Annotated in this window: 19 protein-coding genes; 7 read left to right on the top strand and 12 right to left on the bottom strand. The window is 64.6% G+C overall.

The annotated features are described in order from the left end of the window. Window positions 1-142 precede the first annotated feature (142 nt). From BXE_RS10130 to BXE_RS10185, 11 genes are all read right to left on the bottom strand, one after another. Window positions 143-1,357 carry a C40 family peptidase gene (locus BXE_RS10130; protein ID WP_011488218.1) on the bottom strand — a complete coding sequence of 405 codons (1,215 nt, stop codon included), beginning with the start codon at window positions 1,355-1,357 and terminating at the stop codon, window positions 143-145. A gap of 205 nt (window positions 1,358-1,562) precedes the next feature. Continuing rightward, window positions 1,563-3,419 (bottom strand): PhoH family protein, encoded by a 1,857-nt coding sequence (locus BXE_RS10135; RefSeq protein ID WP_038457965.1) that lies wholly within the window; start codon window positions 3,417-3,419, stop codon window positions 1,563-1,565. Between the two features lie 356 nt (window positions 3,420-3,775). After that, window positions 3,776-4,237: a peroxiredoxin gene (locus BXE_RS10140; RefSeq protein ID WP_011488220.1), complete on the bottom strand. Its 462-nt coding sequence runs from the start codon at window positions 4,235-4,237 to the stop codon at window positions 3,776-3,778. 141 nt (window positions 4,238-4,378) lie between these two features. Continuing rightward, window positions 4,379-5,272 (bottom strand): polysaccharide deacetylase family protein, encoded by an 894-nt coding sequence (locus BXE_RS10145; protein WP_011488221.1) that lies wholly within the window; start codon window positions 5,270-5,272, stop codon window positions 4,379-4,381. Between the two features lie 10 nt (window positions 5,273-5,282). Continuing rightward, entirely contained in the window at window positions 5,283-6,329 is a 1,047-nt protein-coding gene (locus tag BXE_RS10150) for a bifunctional UDP-4-keto-pentose/UDP-xylose synthase (RefSeq protein WP_011488222.1), read from the bottom strand. Continuing rightward, on the bottom strand, window positions 6,326-7,261 hold the full coding sequence (locus tag BXE_RS10155; RefSeq protein ID WP_011488223.1) for a formyltransferase: 936 nt from the start codon (window positions 7,259-7,261) through the stop codon (window positions 6,326-6,328). The genes BXE_RS10150 and BXE_RS10155 overlap by 4 nt, the downstream gene beginning before the upstream one ends. Continuing rightward, window positions 7,258-8,301, bottom strand: coding sequence for a glycosyltransferase (locus tag BXE_RS10160; RefSeq protein WP_011488224.1), 1,044 nt, complete (start codon window positions 8,299-8,301; stop codon window positions 7,258-7,260). Before BXE_RS10160 ends, BXE_RS10155 begins: the two co-directional genes overlap by 4 nt. Window positions 8,302-8,307: 6 nt before the next feature. Then, window positions 8,308-9,459 carry a DegT/DnrJ/EryC1/StrS family aminotransferase gene (locus BXE_RS10165; protein WP_011488225.1) on the bottom strand — a complete coding sequence of 384 codons (1,152 nt, stop codon included), beginning with the start codon at window positions 9,457-9,459 and terminating at the stop codon, window positions 8,308-8,310. 243 nt (window positions 9,460-9,702) lie between these two features. Next, window positions 9,703-10,074 (bottom strand): SMR family transporter, encoded by a 372-nt coding sequence (locus BXE_RS10170; protein ID WP_007182095.1) that lies wholly within the window; start codon window positions 10,072-10,074, stop codon window positions 9,703-9,705. A gap of 25 nt (window positions 10,075-10,099) precedes the next feature. Then, window positions 10,100-11,836 carry an ArnT family glycosyltransferase gene (locus BXE_RS10175; protein ID WP_011488226.1) on the bottom strand — a complete coding sequence of 579 codons (1,737 nt, stop codon included), beginning with the start codon at window positions 11,834-11,836 and terminating at the stop codon, window positions 10,100-10,102. Window positions 11,837-12,277: 441 nt separating this feature from the next. Next, complete coding sequence (locus tag BXE_RS10185) at window positions 12,278-12,652, bottom strand: Mth938-like domain-containing protein (protein ID WP_011488228.1); 375 nt, start codon at window positions 12,650-12,652, stop codon at window positions 12,278-12,280. 535 nt (window positions 12,653-13,187) lie between these two features. On the opposite strand from BXE_RS10185, the gene BXE_RS10190 reads away from it, so the two are divergent. The 6 genes from BXE_RS10190 to BXE_RS10215 all read left to right on the top strand — a co-directional run bounded on the left by BXE_RS10190 (window position 13,188) and on the right by BXE_RS10215 (window position 19,628). Beyond that, entirely contained in the window at window positions 13,188-14,438 is a 1,251-nt protein-coding gene (locus tag BXE_RS10190) for a pyridoxal phosphate-dependent aminotransferase (protein ID WP_007182091.1), read from the top strand. Window positions 14,439-14,570: 132 nt separating this feature from the next. Continuing rightward, window positions 14,571-15,902 carry a homoserine dehydrogenase gene (locus tag BXE_RS10195; RefSeq protein WP_011488229.1) on the top strand — a complete coding sequence of 444 codons (1,332 nt, stop codon included), beginning with the start codon at window positions 14,571-14,573 and terminating at the stop codon, window positions 15,900-15,902. Between the two features lie 8 nt (window positions 15,903-15,910). Further along, window positions 15,911-17,362, top strand: coding sequence for a threonine synthase (gene thrC, locus BXE_RS10200; protein ID WP_011488230.1), 1,452 nt, complete (start codon window positions 15,911-15,913; stop codon window positions 17,360-17,362). 242 nt (window positions 17,363-17,604) lie between these two features. After that, entirely contained in the window at window positions 17,605-18,834 is a 1,230-nt protein-coding gene (glp, locus tag BXE_RS10205; protein WP_038456231.1) for a molybdopterin molybdotransferase MoeA, read from the top strand. A gap of 26 nt (window positions 18,835-18,860) precedes the next feature. Further along, window positions 18,861-19,118 carry a molybdopterin converting factor subunit 1 gene (gene moaD, locus BXE_RS10210; RefSeq protein ID WP_007182087.1) on the top strand — a complete coding sequence of 86 codons (258 nt, stop codon included), beginning with the start codon at window positions 18,861-18,863 and terminating at the stop codon, window positions 19,116-19,118. 33 nt (window positions 19,119-19,151) lie between these two features. Continuing rightward, the gene (locus BXE_RS10215; protein WP_011488232.1) at window positions 19,152-19,628 is read left to right on the top strand and encodes a molybdenum cofactor biosynthesis protein MoaE; all 477 of its coding nucleotides are present in this window, start codon (window positions 19,152-19,154) and stop codon (window positions 19,626-19,628) included. Between the two features lie 261 nt (window positions 19,629-19,889). On the opposite strand, the gene BXE_RS10220 is transcribed toward BXE_RS10215, so the two are convergent. Next, window positions 19,890-20,435: a group III truncated hemoglobin gene (locus BXE_RS10220; RefSeq protein WP_011488233.1), complete on the bottom strand. Its 546-nt coding sequence runs from the start codon at window positions 20,433-20,435 to the stop codon at window positions 19,890-19,892. Between the two features lie 306 nt (window positions 20,436-20,741). Between BXE_RS10220 and BXE_RS10225 the strand changes: the two genes are divergently transcribed. Beyond that, window positions 20,742-21,242, top strand: coding sequence for an Rrf2 family transcriptional regulator (locus tag BXE_RS10225; protein ID WP_011488234.1), 501 nt, complete (start codon window positions 20,742-20,744; stop codon window positions 21,240-21,242). The last annotated feature ends 17 nt before the right edge of the window (window positions 21,243-21,259 follow it).

Below are 21,259 nucleotides of genomic sequence, written 5' to 3' on the forward strand. Positions count from 1 at the left end.
CATCACCCGCTGTCGAAAGAATATCGATGACGATAGCAGATCGGCGGCGAGCTTGTGATGCACTGGTCCGCAGCGCCGTGCATGAGTGCAAGCCGCCGGGCGGACGTGTCAGCGCACTGACCACCAACCGCGCTGCGCGGCCTCAGAAGTTGCCGTTGGCGAAGCGGGCGATCGGGTCGTCGTTGGTTTGCGTGGGAGCGGGCATGCCGCGCGACGCCGTGGAAGCCCGCATGATCTGCACGTTGCCGCTTTCATCGGCTTGCTGCGCCTGCCGGGCCTGGCGTGCGGCGACGGCGGCGGGCGGCGGCGGTTCGAACGCGTCGGCTGCCGCGTCGATAGGATCGGGCGCGCGGACGGCCGCTGTTTGCGCCGCGCCGCGTGAAGCGGCCGGTTGTTGTTGCGCCATCGAGCCGGCGTTGCTGTCGTAAGCGCTGACCTGAGCGCCAGCAACCGGCGCCGGCGATACTGCGCCAGCCGCACGCGCCTGGATCTGCGCGGCGCTCATGGCGGGCGGTGGCGGCTCGAACGGATCAGCTTGTGCCGATGCCGTGAGCGGCTGAGCCTCCGCGGTCAAAGGCGCGCGAGGCGCCGCCGCAACTCGGGCCGTCTGCTGCGGCTGGGATTGGGGTTGCAGCGCACCTGCGGCATAGACCGGCGGTTGTGCCGCTGTCTTCGCCGAGGGCGGCGCCGCCACGGCCGCCGTCGTGCCCGCCGCACCCGCGTATGCCGGGGTTGTCTGCACCACCGGCGCGACGCGCTCAGGCTGCGGCGCCGCGGCCTGATAGCTCGGCGTATCGAACGGCGTTGGCGTTGCAGCCGGCGCGGCCACCCGACGAATGCCGTCGAAGCGTTTGGCCCAATACGGATTGGTCAGATAGTCGAGCCGCACCGTACCGCCGGTCGACGGCGCGTTGACGAAGCGCAGCTTGCCCACATAAATACCGACATGCGAATGCGCGCGCCCCGTCGTGTTGAAGAAAATCAGATCGCCCGGCGCGATCTCGTCCGGTTCTATCGACTCGCCGCGCCCGCTCATGTCCGCCGTCGTGCGCGGCAGATTCACGGAAGCCGCGCGCGAAACCACATAGCGTACCAATCCGCTGCAATCGAAGCCGCTATCCGGCGTATTGCCACCCCAGCGGTATGGAATGCCGACGAGGCTCATCGCCTGAATCGAGATTTCCTCACGGCCGATGCTGTGATCGACGAAGTTCGGAAACCCGGGCGGCGGAGCGTGATAAGCGCCGTTCGCCACCACGATCCCGCTGCCCGAGCCGCGCGACGACGTCTTTTGCGGCGCGCCGGCACAGGCGGCGAGCAGCAGAACGGTCAGCAGCGAAAAGGCGAGTCGGCGCATGAATACGAGGAGAGCGGTAAACGCTCGTTTAATGGCGGACGATGTCGGGATGGTAGCCCTTGGAGCCTTGCTCCGGCAAGAATTCTTCACAAATTACATGAAGTTCATGCGCTAAGTGTTGCCAGTCGGGAACGCACCGCCAAGAAAAAAGCCACGTCCGGAGTGCTCCGGACGTGGCTTCGGACTGAAGCTAACTAATTGAAACCTAGAGAATTTCCGACGCGTAGTCGGCAAGACGCGAACGCTCGCCGCGTGCCAGTGTCACATGCCCGCTGTGCGCCCAGCCCTTGAAGCGATCGACCACGTAGGTCAGACCCGAACTGCCTTCCGTCAGGTACGGCGTATCGATCTGCGCGATGTTGCCCAGACAGATGATCTTGGTGCCAGGACCCGCGCGGGTGACCAGCGTTTTCATCTGCTTCGGCGTCAGGTTTTGCGCCTCGTCGATGATCAGATACTTGTCCACGAACGTGCGGCCGCGCATGAAGTTCATGCTCTTGACCTTCAGGCGCGAGCGGATCAGTTCCTGAGTCGCGGCGCGGCCCCATTCGCCGGCTGCGTCGTCGGTTTTCTGCAGGACTTCGAGGTTGTCGTCGAATGCACCCATCCACGGCTGCATTTTTTCCTCTTCGGTACCCGGCAGGAAGCCGATGTCTTCGCCGACCGGTACCGTTGCGCGCGTCACGATGATCTCGTTGTAGCGCTTGTCGTCCAGCACCTGCGCAAGACCGGCGGCGAGCGCGACCAGCGTCTTGCCGGTGCCGGCCTGACCGAGCAGCGTGACGAAGTCGATCTCCGGGTTCATCAGCAGGTTCAGCGCGAAGTTCTGCTCGCGGTTACGCGCCGTGATGCCCCACACGTTGTTCTTGTGGTGGCCGTAGTCGCGCAAGGTTTGCAGCAGCGCCGTCTTGCCGTTCAGTTCGCGCACCAGCGCGTGAAATGCCGGCTCGCCGTTCTGAGGCTCCAGATAGACGAACTCGTTGACCAGCATCGATGCGCACAGCGGACCGGTCACGCGGTAATACGTGGTTCCGGTCTTGGTGTCCTGCCAGCTCTCCATGCCTTTCGCGTGCCTGGTCCAGAAATCCTGCGGCAGCGCGCGAATGCCGGAGTACAGCAGATCGCTGTCTTCGAGCACCTGGTCGTTGAAGTAGTCTTCAGCCGGCAGGCCGAGCGCATGCGCCTTGATGCGCATGTTGATGTCTTTCGACACCAGCACGACCAGGCGATCCATCCGGTCGCGCTGCAACGCGCGCACCACGCCGAGGATCTGGTTATCGGCCTTGCCTTCCGGCAGACCTTCCACCGGTTCGATGGCGGTGAGCTTGGTCTGGAAATACAGGCGGCCGGAAGCCTCGCGGCTGCCCAGACGCGCGAGCGATATGCCGTCGGACATATTGCCGGCGTTCGCCACGAGTGCGTCCAGTGTGCGGCTCACCTGACGGGCATTACGCGCGACTTCCGACATGCCCTTCTTGTGGTTGTCGAGTTCTTCCAACGTCATCATCGGCAGATAGACGTCGTGTTCCTCGAAACGGAACAGGCAGCTCGGATCGTGCATCAGCACGTTCGTGTCGAGCACGAAGAGCTTCTGGACTTCGACCGGCTCGGTAGCCGCGCCGCGTTTCCTGCCGCTGCCGCGCGTGTTCGGCGCGGTGGCTGCGGGTGTGCTCGCCTCGGCTTGCTTTGCGCTCGGCGCGCGCGCGACGACCGGCTCTGCGGGCGCGGCCGGCTCGGCTTGCGGACGGGCGGCGGGAACCGGCTGCAACAGGGCGGCCGTCTGCTTCGATTTGCGGCTGCGGGTGGGTGCGGCCTGGCCCGAGGATTCGGATACAGCCGGAGCCGCCGACGACGTCGGCACAGGCCGCAAAGTGGTCGCGGCATTGGCGGCGTGCGCCATTGGCGTGGCGACGTTTGCGCGGCCATAGTCGGCCGACTCTGCGGATTCCCCAACGGTCGCCTGTTTCTTCGCGGCGGAGCGCGCCGGGCTGGCGGCTTTGGCCTTGTATTCGTCAGGCGGCAGGAGATTGCCGAGCTTGCTGGGGGGGGTAGGCAAAGGCATGGTTTCCCTCGAATTAATCGGGTCGCATATCGTGCGCCGCCTGTCGCATTCTGCCGGTGCCAAAGGATGCGCACGCAGTTTGCGCCCGGAGGCGCGCATTCGGTCTAGAGATGCCGGTTCGCCTGGTCTTCGATCGGCTCCTTAACGGAAGCGCGTGGCCGAGTGAACGAACGGCCGCGCGCAATTAAAAAAGCCGCCGCCCCGGCGTACGGGGCAAGCGGCTCGCCTACAGTGCTCGCGTTGCGCCTCACGACTCCGACGGCACCCGGGAAAAACCGGAAACGGCCGTCAAGTCTGGCGCAGCGGCGAAGAATTTGGGATGTACAGGCACTCATTGCAACCCAATATAACGCGCCTCAAAGCGCTTGTACAGCCTCCAGAATGTCGTCGACGTGGCCGGGCACCTTCACGCCTCGCCACTCCTGGCGCAGCACGCCTCCAGCGTCGATGAGGAACGTGGAGCGTTCGATTCCCCGTACTTCTTTGCCATACATTTTCTTCATTTTGATGACGTTGAAGAGCGCGCACAGCGTTTCTTCGGGATCCGAGATCAACGGGAAGGGCAGTTCGAGCTTTGCCTTGAAATTGTCATGCGAGCGCAGGCTGTCGCGCGACACGCCGATGATCTCCGCGCCGGCCTTCCTGAACTTCGGATACAGGTCGCGGAACTGCAGACCTTCGGTCGTGCAGCCCGGCGTGTTGTCCTTTGGATAAAAATACAGCACCACCTTCTTGCCCCGCAGCTTGGACAGCGTGATCTCGCCGCCGGTAGCGGGGGCGGTGAAGTCGGGGATGGGTTGGTCGACTGCGATGGGCACGAGGTTCTCCGGTTGTTATGGCCGGTGCCGGACGAATGCGGCGGCGCCGGCCTGGCGTCGAGACTTTTGGGGAGGGGCGGCCGGCGCGCGGCATGTCTCGCGCGGCGGTCGGGTCGTCAGGGCCGGCTGCGGGTTGACCAGTCAGGGCTGGACAATCAGTTCGCCGGAGCGCCCTGGAATTTCGCCCCATGTAACAGGGTACGATGGCAGCGTGCTGCGGTCTAGCGTCGCGTAGTAATCGCCCATCGTCGCGAAGGTGTGGCCTTGCGCGCGCCAGCCTTCCAGAAGCTGTTCGAAAATCGGCGCGAGCTTTTGCCCTTCGAGTTCCGCGTGCAGCGTGTACACCTGGTCGTGCGGATTGTTTTCCGTATGCTTGAGCATCCACGCGGCGACATTGTGCGGCTCGACACCGTCCACGCCGAGCACTTCGTCGAGCGTGGGCAGCGTGGTGGGCATCTGCACATGCGTGAGCGTTCGCCCGCCGACCACCGGCAGATACGGCGAGTGGCCGCGGCCGTCGGACGCGTAGCGCATGCCCCACGCGTCGATCTGCTCGAACGCGTGGCCGTTCATCTGCCAGCCGGCCGCGCCGTGCGTGACCGGCGGCGTGCCGAACACCTCGACGAAACGGTCGTGGCTTCGCTGCATCTGCGCCGTGGTCCATGCGCGGTCTTTCGAGCGCACGTTGTCCTGCCAGTAGACGTGATCCCACGTATGAATGCCGCATTCGAAGCCGGCTTCGTGGATCGCGCGCATTTCCGCCGCGGCCTTGGCGCCGATGTCCGGGCCGGGCAGCAGCACGCCGTACATCAACTGTTTGATACCGTAGTGTTCGACCACCGAGGTGCGCGACACCTTCTGCAGAAAGCCCGGCCGCAGCACGCGGCGCATCGCCCAACCGGTGTGGTCGGGCCCGAGGCTGAAGAGGAAGGTGGCGCGCGCCTTGAAGCGGTCGAAAATACGGGCGAGGTTCGGCACGCCTTCGCGGGTGCCGCGCAGCGTGTCGACGTCGATCTTCAGGACGATACGGGCCAAGGATCTGCCCTTACTGCTGTTCGACGAGAGCGCGCGCTTCGCCGACGTGGCCGCGATACGCTTCGAAAATCTTGCGCAGCGCTTCGTCGAAAGTCGACCTGGGCGCCCAGCCGAGTTCCTGCATGGTGTTGTCGATCTTCGGCACGCGGTTCTGCACGTCCTGATAACCGGCGCCGTAGTAAGCGCCCGACGAGGTTTCGACCAGTTGCACCTGTTTGGCCGTATCCGCGTATTCCGGGAATTCGGCGGCGAGCGTCAGCATCTTGTGCGCGAGCTCGCGCACCGAGAAATTGTTGGTCGGGTTGCCGATGTTGTAGATCTTGCCCGTCGCCACGCCGTCCTTGTTCTCGATGATCTTCATCAGCGCGCCGATGCCGTCGTCGATATCCGTGAACGCGCGCTTTTGCGCGCCGCCGTCCACGAGGCTGATGTTCTCGCCGCGCACGATATGGCCGAGGAACTGCGTGACCACGCGCGAGCTGCCTTCCTTCGGCGTGTAGATCGAGTCGAGGCCCGGGCCGATCCAGTTGAACGGACGGAACAGCGTGAAGTTCAGGCCTTCCATGCCGTAACCCCAGATCACGCGGTCCATCAACTGCTTGGAGCATGCGTAGATCCAGCGCGGCTTGTTGATCGGGCCGTACGACAGTTGCGACTCTTCCGGATCGAACTGCTCGTCCGTGCACATGCCGTAGACCTCGGACGTGGACGGAAACACGAGGTGCTTGCCATACTTGACGGCCGAACGCACGATCGGCAGGTTCGCCTCGAAGTCGAGTTCGAACACGCGCAGCGGCTGCTTCACGTACGTGGCGGGCGTGGCGATCGCGACCAGCGGCAGGATCACATCGCACTTCTTGACGTGATATTCGACCCACTCCTTGTTGATCGTGATGTCGCCTTCGAAGAAGTGCATCCGTTCATGATTGATCAGGTCGCCCAGACGTTCGGTCTGCATGTCCATTCCGAACACTTCCCAATCGGTCGTTTCGAGAATGCGTTTGGACAGGTGATGGCCGATAAAGCCGTTCACACCCAGAATCAGGACTTTTTTCATGAGTAACGGGGAGTTTGGATGAGCTGGGCAAATTCGGCCGGTGTGACGACAGTCTCGCTGCCGTCGTGCTGGTGCCGCAATTCGTGGATGGCGATCGCGCGACCGTCGCCGCATATCGCGAAAATGCCATTATCGCTTACGTGCAGGCCCGCGGGCAAATCCGAGCGAAGCGCGCCGGGCGCGGCCAGCCGCGCGCGCGCCACCATGAAGCGGTGCCCGCCGAGGTCCGTGAAAGCGCCCGGATAGGGCGGCGCGACCGCGCGGATCAGGTTGTAGACCTGCTGCGCCGGTTGCGTCCAGTCGATGCGCCCGTCTTCCGGTTTGCGTCCGCCGTAATAGCTGCCGTGCGAGATATCGTTCGGCAGATGCGGCGCTTCGCCCGCCAGCAACGACGGCAGCACGCGCCACAGTGTTTGCTCGGCGGCCACCGTGACCTTGTCGAACACCTGGGCGGCGGTGTCGTCGGGCAGGATCGGCACCGGCGTTTGCGCAATGATCGCGCCCGCGTCCGGCCTGGCGGCCATTTCGTGCAGCGTCGCGCCGGTTTCGGTTTCGCCGTGGATCACCGCCCAGTTGGTCGGCACGCGGCCGCGGTACTTCGGCAGCAGCGAGCCGTGCATGTTGTAAGCACCTCGTGTGGCGAGCGCCAGCAACTCGACCGGCAACATGTGGCGGTAGTAGAACGAGAAGATGAAGTCCGGGCGGGCGGCGCTCACCGCGGCGCGCAGCTCGGGACTCTTCGGATCGCTCGGTGTAATCACCGGAATGCCGTGCTCGGCCGCGACGGCGGCGACGCTGCCGAACCAGATGTTTTCGGTCGGGTTGTCTTCGTGCGTGACGACGAGCGCCACGTCCACGCCGCGCGCGAGCAGCACCTGCAGACAGCGCACACCGACGTTGTGATACGCGAATACGATGGCGCGCGGCTTCATGGAGTGGGGCCCTGATCGAGGAGCGGCGCGGCCTGCACGGCCTGGACGACCGTCTGGCGCGGCGCTTCGGCGACGGTCGTGCCGTCGCGCTGTTCGAGAATGGTTTGCACGAGGTAGCGCGGACGCGCGCGCACCTGCTGATAGATCCGGCCGATATATTCGCCGAGCAGGCCGAGCGCGAAGATGATCACGCCGAGCAGGAAGAACGTGATCGCGAACAGCGTGAACACACCTTGCACTTCCGCGCCGATGATGAAGCGGCGAATCAGCAGCAGCACGAACAGCGCCGCGGAGCCGAGCGACAGGATCACGCCGATGAACGACAGCCATTGCAGCGGCACCACCGAGAAGCCGGTCACGAGGTCGAAGTTCAGGCGGATCAGCGAATACAGCGAGTACTTCGATTCGCCGGCAAAACGCTCTTCGTGCGCGACCTCGATTTCCACCGGATTCTGCGCGAACGTGTACGCGAGCGCCGGAATGAAGGTGTTGATTTCGCCGCAGCGATTGATCGTGTCGATGATGTGCCGGCTGTACGCGCGCAGCATGCAGCCCTGGTCGGTCATCTTGATGCGGGTGATGCGCTCGCGCAGCCGGTTCATCGCGCGCGAAGCCTTGCGGCGCCACAGGCTGTCCTGGCGCTGCAGGCGAATCGTGCCGACGTAGTCGTAGCCTTCGCGCATCTTGTTGACCAGCTTGGCGATTTCTTCCGGCGGATTCTGCAGGTCGGCGTCGAGCGTGATGACGATCTCGCCGCGCGATTGCTCGAAGCCCGCCAGAATCGCCATGTGCTGGCCGTAGTTGCCGTTCAGCAGAATCACGCGGGTCGAGTCGGGACGCGCGCGGAACTGCTCGGCGAGCAGGGCGGCGGATTTGTCGCGGCTGCCGTCGTTGATGAAGATCACTTCATAACCGGTGCCGAGCGCGTCGAGCGCGGGATAGAGGCGCGCGAACAGCGCAGCCAGACCGGCTTCCTCGTTGTACACCGGGATGATGACCGACACTTCCGGTGCGACGGCGCGATGTTCCGAATAAATCATTTCCGCTTATTTTCCGTATTGTTCGCAAATTTCATTGACCGCGCGGCATACGCGCTCCACGTCGCCTTCGTTCATCAGCGTGAAAAGCGGCAGCGTGACGGTGGTCGCGCCGAACCGCTCCGCATGCGGAAACATGCCTTCGCTGAAGCCGCGCGCGCGGTACAGCGAGAACAGGTGGATCGCCGGGTAGTGCACGCCCGAACCGATGCCGCGCTCTTTCAGTTGGCCCATGAAGCCGGCGCGGTCGATCGAGAGTTTTTCGAGCGGCAGCGTGATCTGGAACATGTGCCAATTGCTGTTTTCAAAGTCAGCAAACGGCAGGCCGACTCCCAGTTTCGTCGCCGCGCCGCCCTCGAAGCCCGCGAAATACGCGCGCACCAGTTTCCTGCGCTGCGCGAGAAAGCGCTCCAGATGCGGCAACTGACCGAGGCCGACGCGCGCGGCGACGTCCGTCAGGTTGTACTTGCCGCCGAGCACGTCGCAGTCCATGCCGTCGAAGCCGGTGCGCGTGATGCCTTGCAGGCGGTATTTCTGCGCAAGGATGGCTTCCTGCTCATTGTTCAGCACGAGTGCGCCGCCTTCGATCGAGGTGAGGTTCTTGTTCGCATGGAAGCTGAACGAGACCATGTCGCCCAGCCGGCCGATGCGCTCGCCTTTCCACGTCGAGCCGAACGCCTGCGCGGCGTCTTCGATCACGCGCAGCTTGTGGGCGCGGGCAATGGCATACAACCGGTCCATATCGACCGGCAGGCCCGACAGATAGACCGGAATCAGCGCTTTGGTGCGCGGCGTGATGGCCTTTTCGAGCAGATCGAGGTCGATGTTGCGGGTGACCGGGTCGATGTCGGCGAACACCGGCGTCGCGCCGACTTCATAGATCACGTTGCTGGTCGAGACCCACGAGGCCGGCGAGGTGATCACCTCGTCGCCTTCGCCCACGCCGGCAATGCGCAGGCCGATTTCCAGCGTCGCCGTGCCCGAATTGAACGTGCGCACCGGGCGGCCGCCGCAGAATTCGGAGAGCGCCGCTTCGAATTTCTGGTTCTGCGGGCCGGTGGTGATCCAGCCGGAGCGCAGCACGTCGGCGACGCCCTGAATCGTTTCCTCGTCGATTTCGGGTTTCACAAAGGGCAAAAACGGGACTGTTGACTGGCTCATGAATGCTTCGCTCGATTGAAAGGGGGCGCAGCCCGAAGGGCGCGAACTAAACCACACACCATGCGCAACCAGGGCCGCGACTAAAACGGGGCGCAACCGCGCAGCATACCGTGGTCAACCTTACGTATTCCTTAGCCGGCCGGATCGCCGGCTCATGGTCTTTGCCGCCTGCGTCTGTGCAGGCGGTGCCGGCAATAAACAGTAATAGATTGTGGCCGGCACGCCGCCGCCGGGCCGTTACCTCTAGCTGCGCGCCAGTACCAGCACGCCGATCAGGATGATGCCGATGCCGATCATTTTCTGTACCGACAACACTTCGCCGAACAGGTACCACGCCGCGAACGCATTGACGACGTAGCCGAGCGAGAGCATCGGATAGGCGATCGACACGTCCACCCGCGACAGCCCGACGATCCACACGGCCACGCTGATCACATAACAGGCCAGCCCGCCGATGATGGGCGGCTGGGTTGCGAGGCGAAAGGCGATGGGCAGGATGTTCGCACGGGTGAATTCGAAGTGTCCAACGGCATTCGTTCCGGCTTTGAGCAGCAACTGCGCGCCGGCGTTCAACGTGACGCCCGCAAGAATGCAAAAGAGGGAAATCGGGTTCATTGAACGGTCAGATCCTGATATGGGGTCATTGTTGTGCTTTTTCCACCGGAGCCGGAGCCACGGCCGCCGGCGCGCCGGGCGCGGCGCGCGGCTTCTCGACCACCACGCGGCGCGAGTCGCGGGCGATCACCTGCATCGGCAGGCCTTGCTTGAGGAGCCGGTCGTAGGTCGGCGGCGGGATCAGCGCGAGCGCGTAGCGGTCGGCCTTCCAGCGCTCGATCCACGCATCGACGGACGGGATCCATTTCTGCGGTTCGACGGACACGCCGAACGCCAGTTCGTCGGGATGCTCGACCATGATCATCGCGTGGTCGACATAGAACGGCAGCGTGTGGTCGAGCACGCCCACCGAGTAGAACGGCGTATCCGCCGGCAACCTCGCGATCTCCGCCTTGATGGCGGGCGCGAGCGGCGCACCGGAGCTCAGGCGGCCGAACACGTCGTGACCCGTACCGGCGATGGTGCCGAGCAGCAGCCAGGCGGCGCCGAAAGTGGCGAGCGCGCCGAGGCTGCCGGCCCGGCTGCGGCGATTCAGCCACAGCGCGGCCAGCGTCAGCACGAAGGCGACGGCGAGCGCCGCCAACACCCACGTGCGGTATTCGGCATACAGTTCGGCCGGATTGCGGGCACTGCCGAAACGCGGCAGGAACAGCGCGCCGAACGCGGCCGCGACGAGAAAGAGCGCATAGCCGGCGAGGTGGCGGCGCAACTGGCCGCGCGTGACGAGCGGCAGGTACAGGCCGATCAGAAGCGCGATCGGCGGCGCGATCGGCAGCGTGTAGGACAGCAGCTTCGAATGCGACGCACTGAAGAACAGGAAGATGAAGACAGTCCACGTCAGCATCAGCGTGACCGGCGCGAAGCCGTTCGGCTGGCGCGGCAGGCGCCATGCGTGGCGCACGCTTTGCAGCGTCACCGAGAGCCACGGCAGGAAGCCCACCAGCAGCACCGGCACGAAGTAGTAGAACGGCCCCGGACGGTTCTGCTCAGGCGTCAGATAGCGCTTGAACTGCTGAACGATGAAAAAGAAATTGAGGAATTCCGGGTTGCGCTGCTGCACCAGCACGAACCACGGCGTGACGATCGCGAAGAATACGATCAGGCCGCCGATCAGATGCAGGCGCTTCCACACGGCCCAGTCGCGCGCGATCAGTGTATAAAGCACGAGCACGGCGCCCGGCAGGATCACGCCGACGAGTCCCTTGGACAGCACCGCCAGCGCCATCGAGCCCCAGCACACCCACATCCAGCCGCGCACGCAGGCGGTGCGCAGGTTGGGGCGCTGCGCGAGCAGCAGCGCGCACAGCGTCAGTTCCATCCAGAACGACAGGCCCATGTCGAGCGTGTTGAAGTGGCCCATCAGGTTCCAGTACGGCGAGGTGGCCAGCACGATCGCCGCAAACACGCCGGTCGCCGCGTTGAACGCGCGCGCGCCGGTGAAGCCGATCAGCAGCACGCCGGCAAAGCCCGTCAGTGCGGTATAAAGCCGCGCCTGCCATTCGCCGATGCCGAACCACGCGAACGTGAGTGCGTTCGCCCAGGTCTGTAGCGGCGGCTTCTCGAAATACTTGTAGCCGTTGTAGCGCGGCGTGATCCAGTCGCCGGTGACGAACATCTCGCGCGCCATTTCGGCGTAGCGGCCTTCGTCGCTCGGCAGCAGGTGGCGCCAGCCGAGCGGCACGAACCAGATCACGGCGAGGGCCAGCACCAGCAGCAGAATCGTGGTGCGGTTGAGCGGTAGCCTGGAAGGCGTATCGTTCATGGATTTCAACCTTTGTGGCGACGCCGCGCGGGCGGCGAAGCGGTGTTGTTCGGAACTGGCGACCGGCCAGGCGAGGCGGCCCTCCGCGCAGCAACCGGCGCTGCGCGGGACTGCCGTGCGCAAGGCGCGCGTGCGTCAGACTCTGCGCGCCGCATTCTGGTTGCCCGCGAGCGCAGCCGGCGTTGGCGGCGGTGGCTTTTTCGCCTGCCGTCGACAGCGCGCGGCCGGAACGCGCAGCCGTGGCCAGCTGCCGGTACTGCCTTCGATGGCGCGCAGTGTACGTGATCGGCCGCCGCGCGGACAGGGCGCGTAGTGAGCCCGGCGAGTCAGCCGGGCAGCGCGAATGCGGCCGGCACTCGCCGGGCACGCAGCGCGAACGCACCGGGCACGGGTGCGGCGCGCCGCGGCCAATCCGCGCCGGAGCGGCTGCACGGCACGCGCCTACGCTTCGATCAACAGCGCGGCCGCGACCTTGCGACCCTCGGCCATCAGAATGTTGTAAGTGCGGCAGGCGGCCTTGAAGTCCATCGTTTCGACGCCGATGCGCTTCGCGCTCAGCGCGGCGGTCAGGCGTGGATGCGGAAAGCGCAGCCGCCCGCCGCTGCCGAACACGACCACCTCGGGCGCGGAATCGACCAGCATGGCGAAGTGCTCGGCGCTCAGTTGCCCGAAAGAGGAGACGGGCCAAGGGATGACCGGTGCGTCCGGCAGCACGAGAAGGCTGCCGGAATGGCGCACCAGATTGATTTCGACGTAGTCGACGCCGTAACCGGTGACGGTGTTGAGGGCGCCGCTCGAATCCTGATGTAATTTCAAATTGGTTTTCCGAAGTCGTCGTGAGACATCATGCGTGTTGGCGGCCTGACCGGGCAGCGCCCGGGCGGGGCGATTCGACGCGAGCGGGACACGCGAATGGGGCAGCAGCGAGGCAAAAGCGGCCGAAAAGGCTTGCCGTTGCGGTTGGTGCATTGCGGAAGTCGGCCAAAATCCGCTAAATTATAACTTTTTAGCCGCCTTGCGGCGCCCCTCGCTCATATGCCGCCACAAGCCGCGCTGAGTCGGCGGGTGCGGCCCACCGGCTACCCGCCTTGGTTTTGCCCGCTTTCGGCCGCTTTTCGTCTGCTGTGTCTGTGTTCGCCATCGCGAGGAGGGTGCGCGAAGCGGCTTGGCGCAGCGGCTCGACGAATGGGCTCTGTAATGGGCTCTGTGATTGACCTGACCCGATCCGCGTCCGCCGGCCGTCGCGTGCCGTCGCCGTCCGTGCCGCGTCCGGATTCCCCATATCGGCAAACCTGCCCGGCCCTGTTGCCGTTGCCCGCGCCGGTTTGCCCCAGCCATCAACCAGGATGAAGTGCCCGCCGTGAAACCGATACTCAAATCCAACAAGTTGTTGAATGTCTGCTACGACATTCGCGGGCCCGTCCTCGAACATGCGAAGCGGCTCGAAGAAGAGGGCCACCGCATCATCAAGCTGAACATCGGCAATCTGGCGCCGTTCGGCTTCGACGCGCCGGACGAAATCATTCAGGACATGATCCTGAACCTGCCGGGTTCGTCGGGTTATTCCGATTCCAAGGGGGTGTTCGCCGCGCGCAAGGCGATCATGCATTACACGCAGCAAAAGGGCGTGCACGGCGTGGAACTGGACGACATCTATATCGGCAACGGCGCCTCGGAGCTGATCGTGATGGCGCTGCAAGGGTTGCTCAACGACGGCGACGAAGTGCTGCTGCCCGCGCCGGACTACCCGCTGTGGACCGCCGGCGTGAGCCTGTCGGGCGGCACGCCGGTGCACTACATCTGCGACGAATCGAATAGCTGGATGCCCGATCTCGACGACATTCGCGCGAAGATCACGCCGAACACGCGCGCGCTCGTGGTCATCAACCCGAACAACCCGACCGGCGCGCTGTATTCGGACGAACTGCTGCTCGGCCTGATCGAGATCGCCCGCCAGCACGGCCTCGTGATCTTCGCCGACGAGGTCTACGACAAGATCGTCTACGACGGCAAGAAGCATACGTCGATGGCGGCGCTCTCCGAAGACGTGCTTACGGTCACGTTCAATAGCCTGTCGAAGAGCTACCGGTCGTGCGGTTATCGCGCCGGCTGGATGTTCATCTCGGGCCTGACCGCCGGCGAGAACCGCCGCCACGCCAAAGACTACTTCGAAGGGCTCGGCATTCTGGCTTCCATGCGCCTCTGCCCGAACGTGCCCGGCCAGTACGCGATCCAGACCGCGCTCGGCGGCTACCAGAGCATCAACGACCTGATCGTGCCGAGCGGGCGCCTGTACAAACAGCGCGAACTCGCGTATGACATGCTGACGGCGATCCCCGGCGTGAGTTGCGTGAAGCCCGAAGCGGCGCTGTACATGTTCCCGCGCCTGGATCCGAAGATCTATCCGATCCAGGACGATCAGCAGTTCATCCTCGACCTTCTGCTGGAAGAGCGCGTGCTGCTCGTGCAGGGCACCGGCTTCAACTGGCCGACGCCGGATCACTTCCGCGTCGTGTTCCTGCCGAACGTGGACGACCTTGCGGATTCGATCAACCGGATCGCGCGTTTCCTCGACGGCTACCGCAAGCGTCACACAGCCTAGCGCACAATAGGAACCGGGCGCACGGCCGGCGCGCCTCACAGCAAATACGTCTGGGCGCATGCCGCGCCGCGCGGACCGCGCCGGACCCGAAGCCCGTTTACTTTTAATCATCTACTCGAAAACACACGCTGCATGGAACCGATCAAAGTTGGACTGCTGGGCTTCGGCACGGTAGGCAGCGGCACCTTCACGGTACTGCGCCGCAATCAGGAAGAAATCAAACGCCGCGCGGGCCGCGGCATCGAGATCGCGCGCATTGCCGTGCGCAATCCCGCCAAAGCGACGGCGGTGCTCGGCGCCGAGGCAGGCACCGTGGCGCTGACCGATGACTTCAACGCGGTGGTCGACGACCCGTCGATCGATATCGTGGCCGAAATGATCGGCGGCACGGGCGTGGCGCGCGACCTCGTGCTGCGCGCGATCCGCAACCGCAAGCATGTGGTGACCGCCAACAAGGCGCTGCTCGCGGTGCACGGCACGGAGATTTTCGAAGCGGCGCGCGCCAACGGCGTGATGGTGTCGTTCGAGGCGGCGGTGGCGGGCGGGATTCCGATCATCAAGGCGCTGCGCGAAGGGCTCACGGCCAATCGCATCCAGTACATTGCGGGCATCATCAACGGCACCACGAACTACATTCTCTCGGAAATGCGCGACCGCGGGCTCGACTTCGCGACCGCGCTGAAAGCGGCGCAGGACCTCGGTTATGCCGAAGCCGACCCGACCTTCGACATCGAAGGCGTGGACGCCGCGCACAAGGCGACCATCATGAGCGCGATCGCGTTCGGCGTGCCGGTGCAGTTCGACAAGGCCTACGTCGAAGGCATCAGCAAGCTCGCGGCGATCGACATCAGATATGCCGAGGAACTCGGCTACCGTATCAAGCTGCTCGGCATTGCGCGCCGCACAGATAAAGGCATCGAATTGCGCGTGCATCCCACGCTGATTCCGGAAAAGCGCCTGCTGGCGAACGTGGAAGGCGCGATGAACGCAGTCGTCGTGCACGGCGACGCGGTCGGCACCACGCTGTACTACGGCAAGGGCGCGGGCGCCGAGCCCACGGCTTCCGCGGTGGTGGCCGATCTGGTCGACGTGACGCGTCTGCACACGGCGGACCCGGAGCACCGCGTGCCGCATCTGGCGTTCCAGCCGGACAGCCTGTCGAACACCCCGATCCTGCCGATCGACGAAGTGACGAGCGGCTACTACCTGCGTCTGCGGGTGGCGGACGTGACCGGCGTGCTGGCTGACATCACGCGCATTCTGGCCGATACCGGCATTTCGATCGACGCGCTGCTGCAGAAGGAATCGGAGCAGGTCGACGCGAACGGCAAGGGCGAAACCGACATCATCCTGATTACGCACGAAACGGTTGAGAAGAACGTCAACGCCGCGATCAAGACGATCGAAGCGCTGAAGACCGTTGTTTCGCAAGTCACGAAGCTGCGCATGGAAGCGCTGAACTAGGCCGAACTATGAACTACCTCTCCACGCGCGGCGCCGGAGCCGGCGAGCACCATACCTTTTCCGACATCCTGCTGGGCGGTCTCGCGAAAGACGGCGGCCTGTACCTGCCCGCCGAATATCCGCGCATCACCGGCGACGAACTGACGCGCTGGCGCACGCTGCCGTACGCGGACCTGGCCTTCGAGATCCTGTCCCGATTCAGCGACGACATTCCCGCCGAAGACCTGCGCGCGCTCACACGCAAAACGTACACCGCGGCCACCTACTGCAACGTGCGCGACGACGAAAGCGCCGCGCAGATCACGCCGCTGAAGACGCTCGGCGTCGAGAACGGCGCGCCGCTGTCGCTGCTGGAACTCTCGAACGGACCGACGCTCGCATTCAAGGACATGGCGATGCAGTTGATCGGCAACCTGTTCGAATACACGCTGGCAAAGCACGGTCAAACGCTGAACATTCTCGGCGCGACCTCGGGCGACACCGGCAGCGCCGCGGAATACGCGATGCGCGGCAAGAAAGGCATCAGCGTGTTCATGCTCTCGCCGCACAGGAAGATGAGCGCGTTCCAGACCGCGCAGATGTACAGCCTGCAGGATCCGAACATCTTCAACATCGCGGTGGAAGGCGTGTTCGACGACGCGCAGGACATCGTCAAGGCCGTCTCGAACGATCACGCATTCAAGGCGAAGTACAGGATCGGCACGGTCAACTCGATCAACTGGGCGCGCGTCGTCGCGCAGGTCGTGTATTACTTCAAGGGCTACTTTGCGGCCACGAAGTCGAACGACGAGCGCGTGTCGTTCACGGTGCCGTCGGGCAACTTCGGCAACGTGTGCGCGGGTCACATCGCGCGCATGATGGGTTTGCCGATCGAAAAGCTGGTCGTGGCGACGAACGAAAACGACGTGCTCGACGAGTTTTTCCGCACCGGTATTTACCGCGTGCGCAAGGCGGCCGAGACGTATCACACCAGCAGCCCGAGCATGGACATTTCGAAGGCTTCGAACTTCGAGCGTTTCGTGTTCGATCTGCTCGGCCGCGATCCGGCGCGCGTGCTGCAACTGTTCCGCGACGTCGAAGAGAAGGGCGGTTTCGACCTCGCCGCGAGCGGGGACTTTGCGCGCGTGCAGCAATTCGGTTTCGTGTCGGGCCGCAGCAGCCACGAATCGCGCGTGGAGACCATCCGCGACGTGTTCGAGCGTTACGACACGATGATCGACACGCACACGGCCGACGGACTGAAGGTCGCGCGCGAATATCTGCAGCCGGGCATTCCGATGATCGTGCTGGAGACCGCGCAACCGATCAAATTCGGCGAGACGATCCGCGAAGCGCTGCTGCGCGAACCGGAGCGGCCGGCGGCTTTCTCGGGCCTCGAATCCCTGCCGCAGCGCTTCGAAGTGCTGCCCGCGGACGTTCAGCGCGTGAAGGACTTTATCGCGGCGAACGTGGACGCGTAAGCGAGTCTCACGTTGCCGTAAAGCGTAACCGGATCCGCGGCCCACGCACCGTCCGGCACGCTCGCTGCACCCCGTGCGCTCCATGTTTAACGACGCTTGCCGCGAAATCTCGCGGCAAGCGCCAACCACCAGAAACCTCCCGTAACGCCACGCAGCCCAGGCTTCCTGCTTCGACCGCTACAATATTCTTTTAACCTGCGGCTTCGAGACCAGAGATGTCCACACCCACGCCCCGCGCGCCGATGCTCGCCACCGCCGAAGCGCTGGCGACCCTGCTCAGCGCCGCGAGCCCGATTGCCGGCACAGAGTCGATTCCCACGCTGGATGCGCTGAACCGTGTTCTCGCGGCCAACGTCACTTCACCGCTCGATGTCCCGCCAATGAACACCAGTTCAATGGACGGCTATGCGATCCGCACGGCGGACCTGACGGTTCGGGACTACAGCCGCTTGCCGGTTTCGCAGCGCATTCCGGCCGGCCACGCGCCAGAGCCGCTCAAGCCCGGCACGGCGGCGCGCATCTTCACCGGCGCCACGGTGCCGCCCGGCGCCGACGCGATCGTGATGCAGGAGCAAACCGAAGCCGCCGACGCAGACGTCGTGATCCTGCACAGTCCGGAACCGGGCGAATGGATTACAGCGCAGGGCGCGGATATCCGCAGCGGTTCGGTCATCCTGCCGGCGGGCACGCGGCTTACGCCGCAGGCATTGGGGCTCGCCGCGTCGGTTGGTTGCGCCGAGCTCGTGGTGCGGCGGCGCGTCAAGGTTGCCGTATTCTTCACCGGCGACGAGCTGACCATGCCGGGCGAGCCGCTGAAGCCTGGCGCGATCTACAACTCGAACCGTTTCACGCTGCGTGGCCTGCTGGAAAAACTCGGCTGCGAAGTGACCGACTACGGCATCGTCGCCGACAGGCTCGATGCGACCCGCGCGACCTTGCGCGAAGCCGCCGGGGCACACGACCTCATCCTGACGTGCGGCGGCGTGTCGGTGGGCGAGGAGGATCATGTGAAGCCGGCTGTGGAAGCAGAAGGGCGGCTCGCCATGTGGCAGATCGCGATGAAGCCCGGCAAGCCGCTCGCCTTCGGCGCGGTGCGCCGTGCAGCGCGGCATGGCGAGACCTCGTCGGCGGAGACCTTCTTTATCGGTCTGCCGGGCAATCCGGTGTCCAGCTTCGCAACCTTCCTGCTGTTCGTGCGTCCGTTCATCCTGAGTCTGGCCGGCGTGCAGGCGGTCGCGCCGCGCGCGCTGTCGCTGCGCGCGGACTTCACGCAGAGCAAGGCCGACCGCCGCAACGAATTCCTGCGCGCGCGTATCAATCCGGCTGGCGGGCTCGATCTGTTTCCGAACCAGAGCTCGGCAGTGCTGACCTCGACCGTCTGGGGCGACGGCCTGATCGACAATCCGCCGAACCACGCGATCAGCGCTGGCGAGACCGTGCGCTTCATTCCTTTTTCCGAACTGTTGAACTGAGGCCGGCAACCGCCGGCGCCATCCCGATGAAGATCCAACTCCGATATTTTGCGAGCGTGCGCGAAGCGCTCGAATTGGCCGACGAAACCGTCGATCTGCCCGACGGCATCGCGACCGTCGGCGACGTGCGCGCGTGGCTGCGCGTGCGCGGCGGCATCTGGGCGGATACGCTGGCCGAGGGCCGCGCGCTGCGCATGGCCCTCAACCACGTCATGACCGGCGCCGGCACGCGCGTCACCGAGGGCTGCGAAGTCGCGTTCTTTCCGCCCGTCACCGGCGGCTGAGCCGCCACGCAGCTAACCGTACAGGAGCCGCAGATGCCCGTTCGTGTCCAGACGGAAGACTTCGACCTCACCGCCGAGGTCGCCGGATTGCGCGCGCGCAACCCGAAGATCGGCGCGGTCGCCTGTTTTGTCGGCACCGTGCGCGACCTGAACGACGGCAGCATGATCGAGACGATGGAGCTCGAACACTATCCCGGCATGACGGAGAAGTCGCTGGAGGCGATTATCGTCAGCGCGCGTGAACGCTGGCCGGGCATCGAGGTGCTGATCGTGCACCGGGTCGGCAAGCTGTATCCGCTCGATCAGATCGTGCTGGTGGCGACGACGGCCGCGCATCGCGGGGAAGCCTTCGCGTCGTGCGAATTCGTGATGGATTATCTGAAGACCCAGGCGCCGTTCTGGAAGAAAGAGAAGACCGAGGCCGGCGAGCGCTGGGTCGACGCCCGTGTCACCGACGACGCGGCACTCGCCCGCTGGGGCATCGAATCGGACAATCGGACGGTGGAGTAGGCGTGGCGGGGTTGCGGCATGATGGGAGTCAGCAGGCGTTTCTGGCGCTCTCAAACGGTTCTGAAGCGCGCCTGGCACCCCACGGCATCTCCGCATCTTGCGAGCGCGTGACGAGCCCAAACAGTCTGAAGCCGTATTGAGGCAGACAGCCCGAAGCAGCCCCGAAGCAGCCCCGAAGCAGCCCCGAAGCAGCCCCGAAGCAGCCCCGAAGCAGCCCCGAAGCATCAGCGCGTAACGCGCCAGCGTCGATAAACCCACTAGTCACGCGTCCCGAGCCCGACCGACAACCCGCGTCGGAAACGACTCGCCTGGCGCGCGTGCCGCGTGAGCGGCATCGTCACCCTCGCGCGGCGGCCGTTTAGGCGCAACGCGTTCGAGCAGCGCCTGTTGTTCCTCCGGGATCTTGTAATCCCAGCCGAAGCGACTCAACTGCAGACTCTGGGCGATACGCAGCGCCGGTTCCATGAAACGGACCGCAGCGGCCGGCTCATAGCGCGACTGGACCGTGTCCAGAAACAGATACAGCCAGCGGCTGAAGTGCTGCGGCTCGATTCCCTCGAGCGGCTGGTGTGCCTGCTGCACGTTGCCGCGGTATTGCTTTGCGCCAAGGACGAGGCTTCCCCAGAACGTACACATCTTGGGCAGATGATCGTCCCAGCGGTCCGCCAGCGTCGCGTCGAACACCGGGCCGAGCAGCGCATCGGCACGCACGCGCTCGTAAAAGGCGTAGACCAGGTCGCGGATATTCGCTTCGGTGGGATGGGCGGCGCGTTCAACCGCCGGCGCGGCAGGGAAAGACGGATTCATGCTGATTCCAGAAAATGCGGCGCTTCATTGCGAGTTGCCACACGGCGCCCGCGCAGCGTCAGAAATGGCCTCAAACTGGAGTCCAAACGAAAGGAAGTAGGCCGCGAATACCCCGCTTTTCGTAAGAATGCCCCAGGCAGGAAACGTTACCATTACTGCCGAAAGATCAACACCGCCCGTCTGCGCAGAAACAGGAAAACATGCGTAGCGCCTGCATCTTAGGGCGAAGCGACGGTCCACGGCAACCCTTGCATCGACGCGGTTATCTCCGGATCGCGGCTTGCGTTCATCGTGATACCTGCACCCATGAGACTGACCGACTATACGGATTACTCACTACGCGTTTTGCTATACCTCGCCGTGCGCGGCGAAGGCTTATCGACGATCCAGGACATTTCGGACGCATACGGCATTTCCCGGAATCACTTGATGAAAGTCGTGCAGCAACTCGGCGAACTGGGCTGGGTCGAGACGGTGCGTGGGCGCAACGGCGGCTTGCGGCTCGCCGATCGAACCAGCGCGCTGACGGTCGGCGAAATCGTGCGCGCGACGGAAAGCGACTTTGCACTCGTCGGCTGTTTTCCGGACCAGCAGGGCGAGCGTCGGGCTTGCGTCATTACGTCGCAGTGCCGTCTGCGTGGCGCGCTCGAGGCGGCACGCCACGCCTTTCTCTCCGAGCTCGACCGGCATACCATTGGCGAGGTGGCGCAGCCGCACGGGCCGCTGTCCGCGCTGCTCGGCCTGAGCAGCGTGATTCCGATCGTGCCGGTTGCGCCGGCCGGCGGCGGCTCCGCGCCGCTTACCTGAACGTGGTGCGGCAGTTC

The sequence above is a fragment of the Paraburkholderia xenovorans LB400 genome, from assembly GCF_000013645.1.
GTDB classification, from domain to species: Bacteria; Pseudomonadota; Gammaproteobacteria; order Burkholderiales; family Burkholderiaceae; genus Paraburkholderia; species Paraburkholderia xenovorans.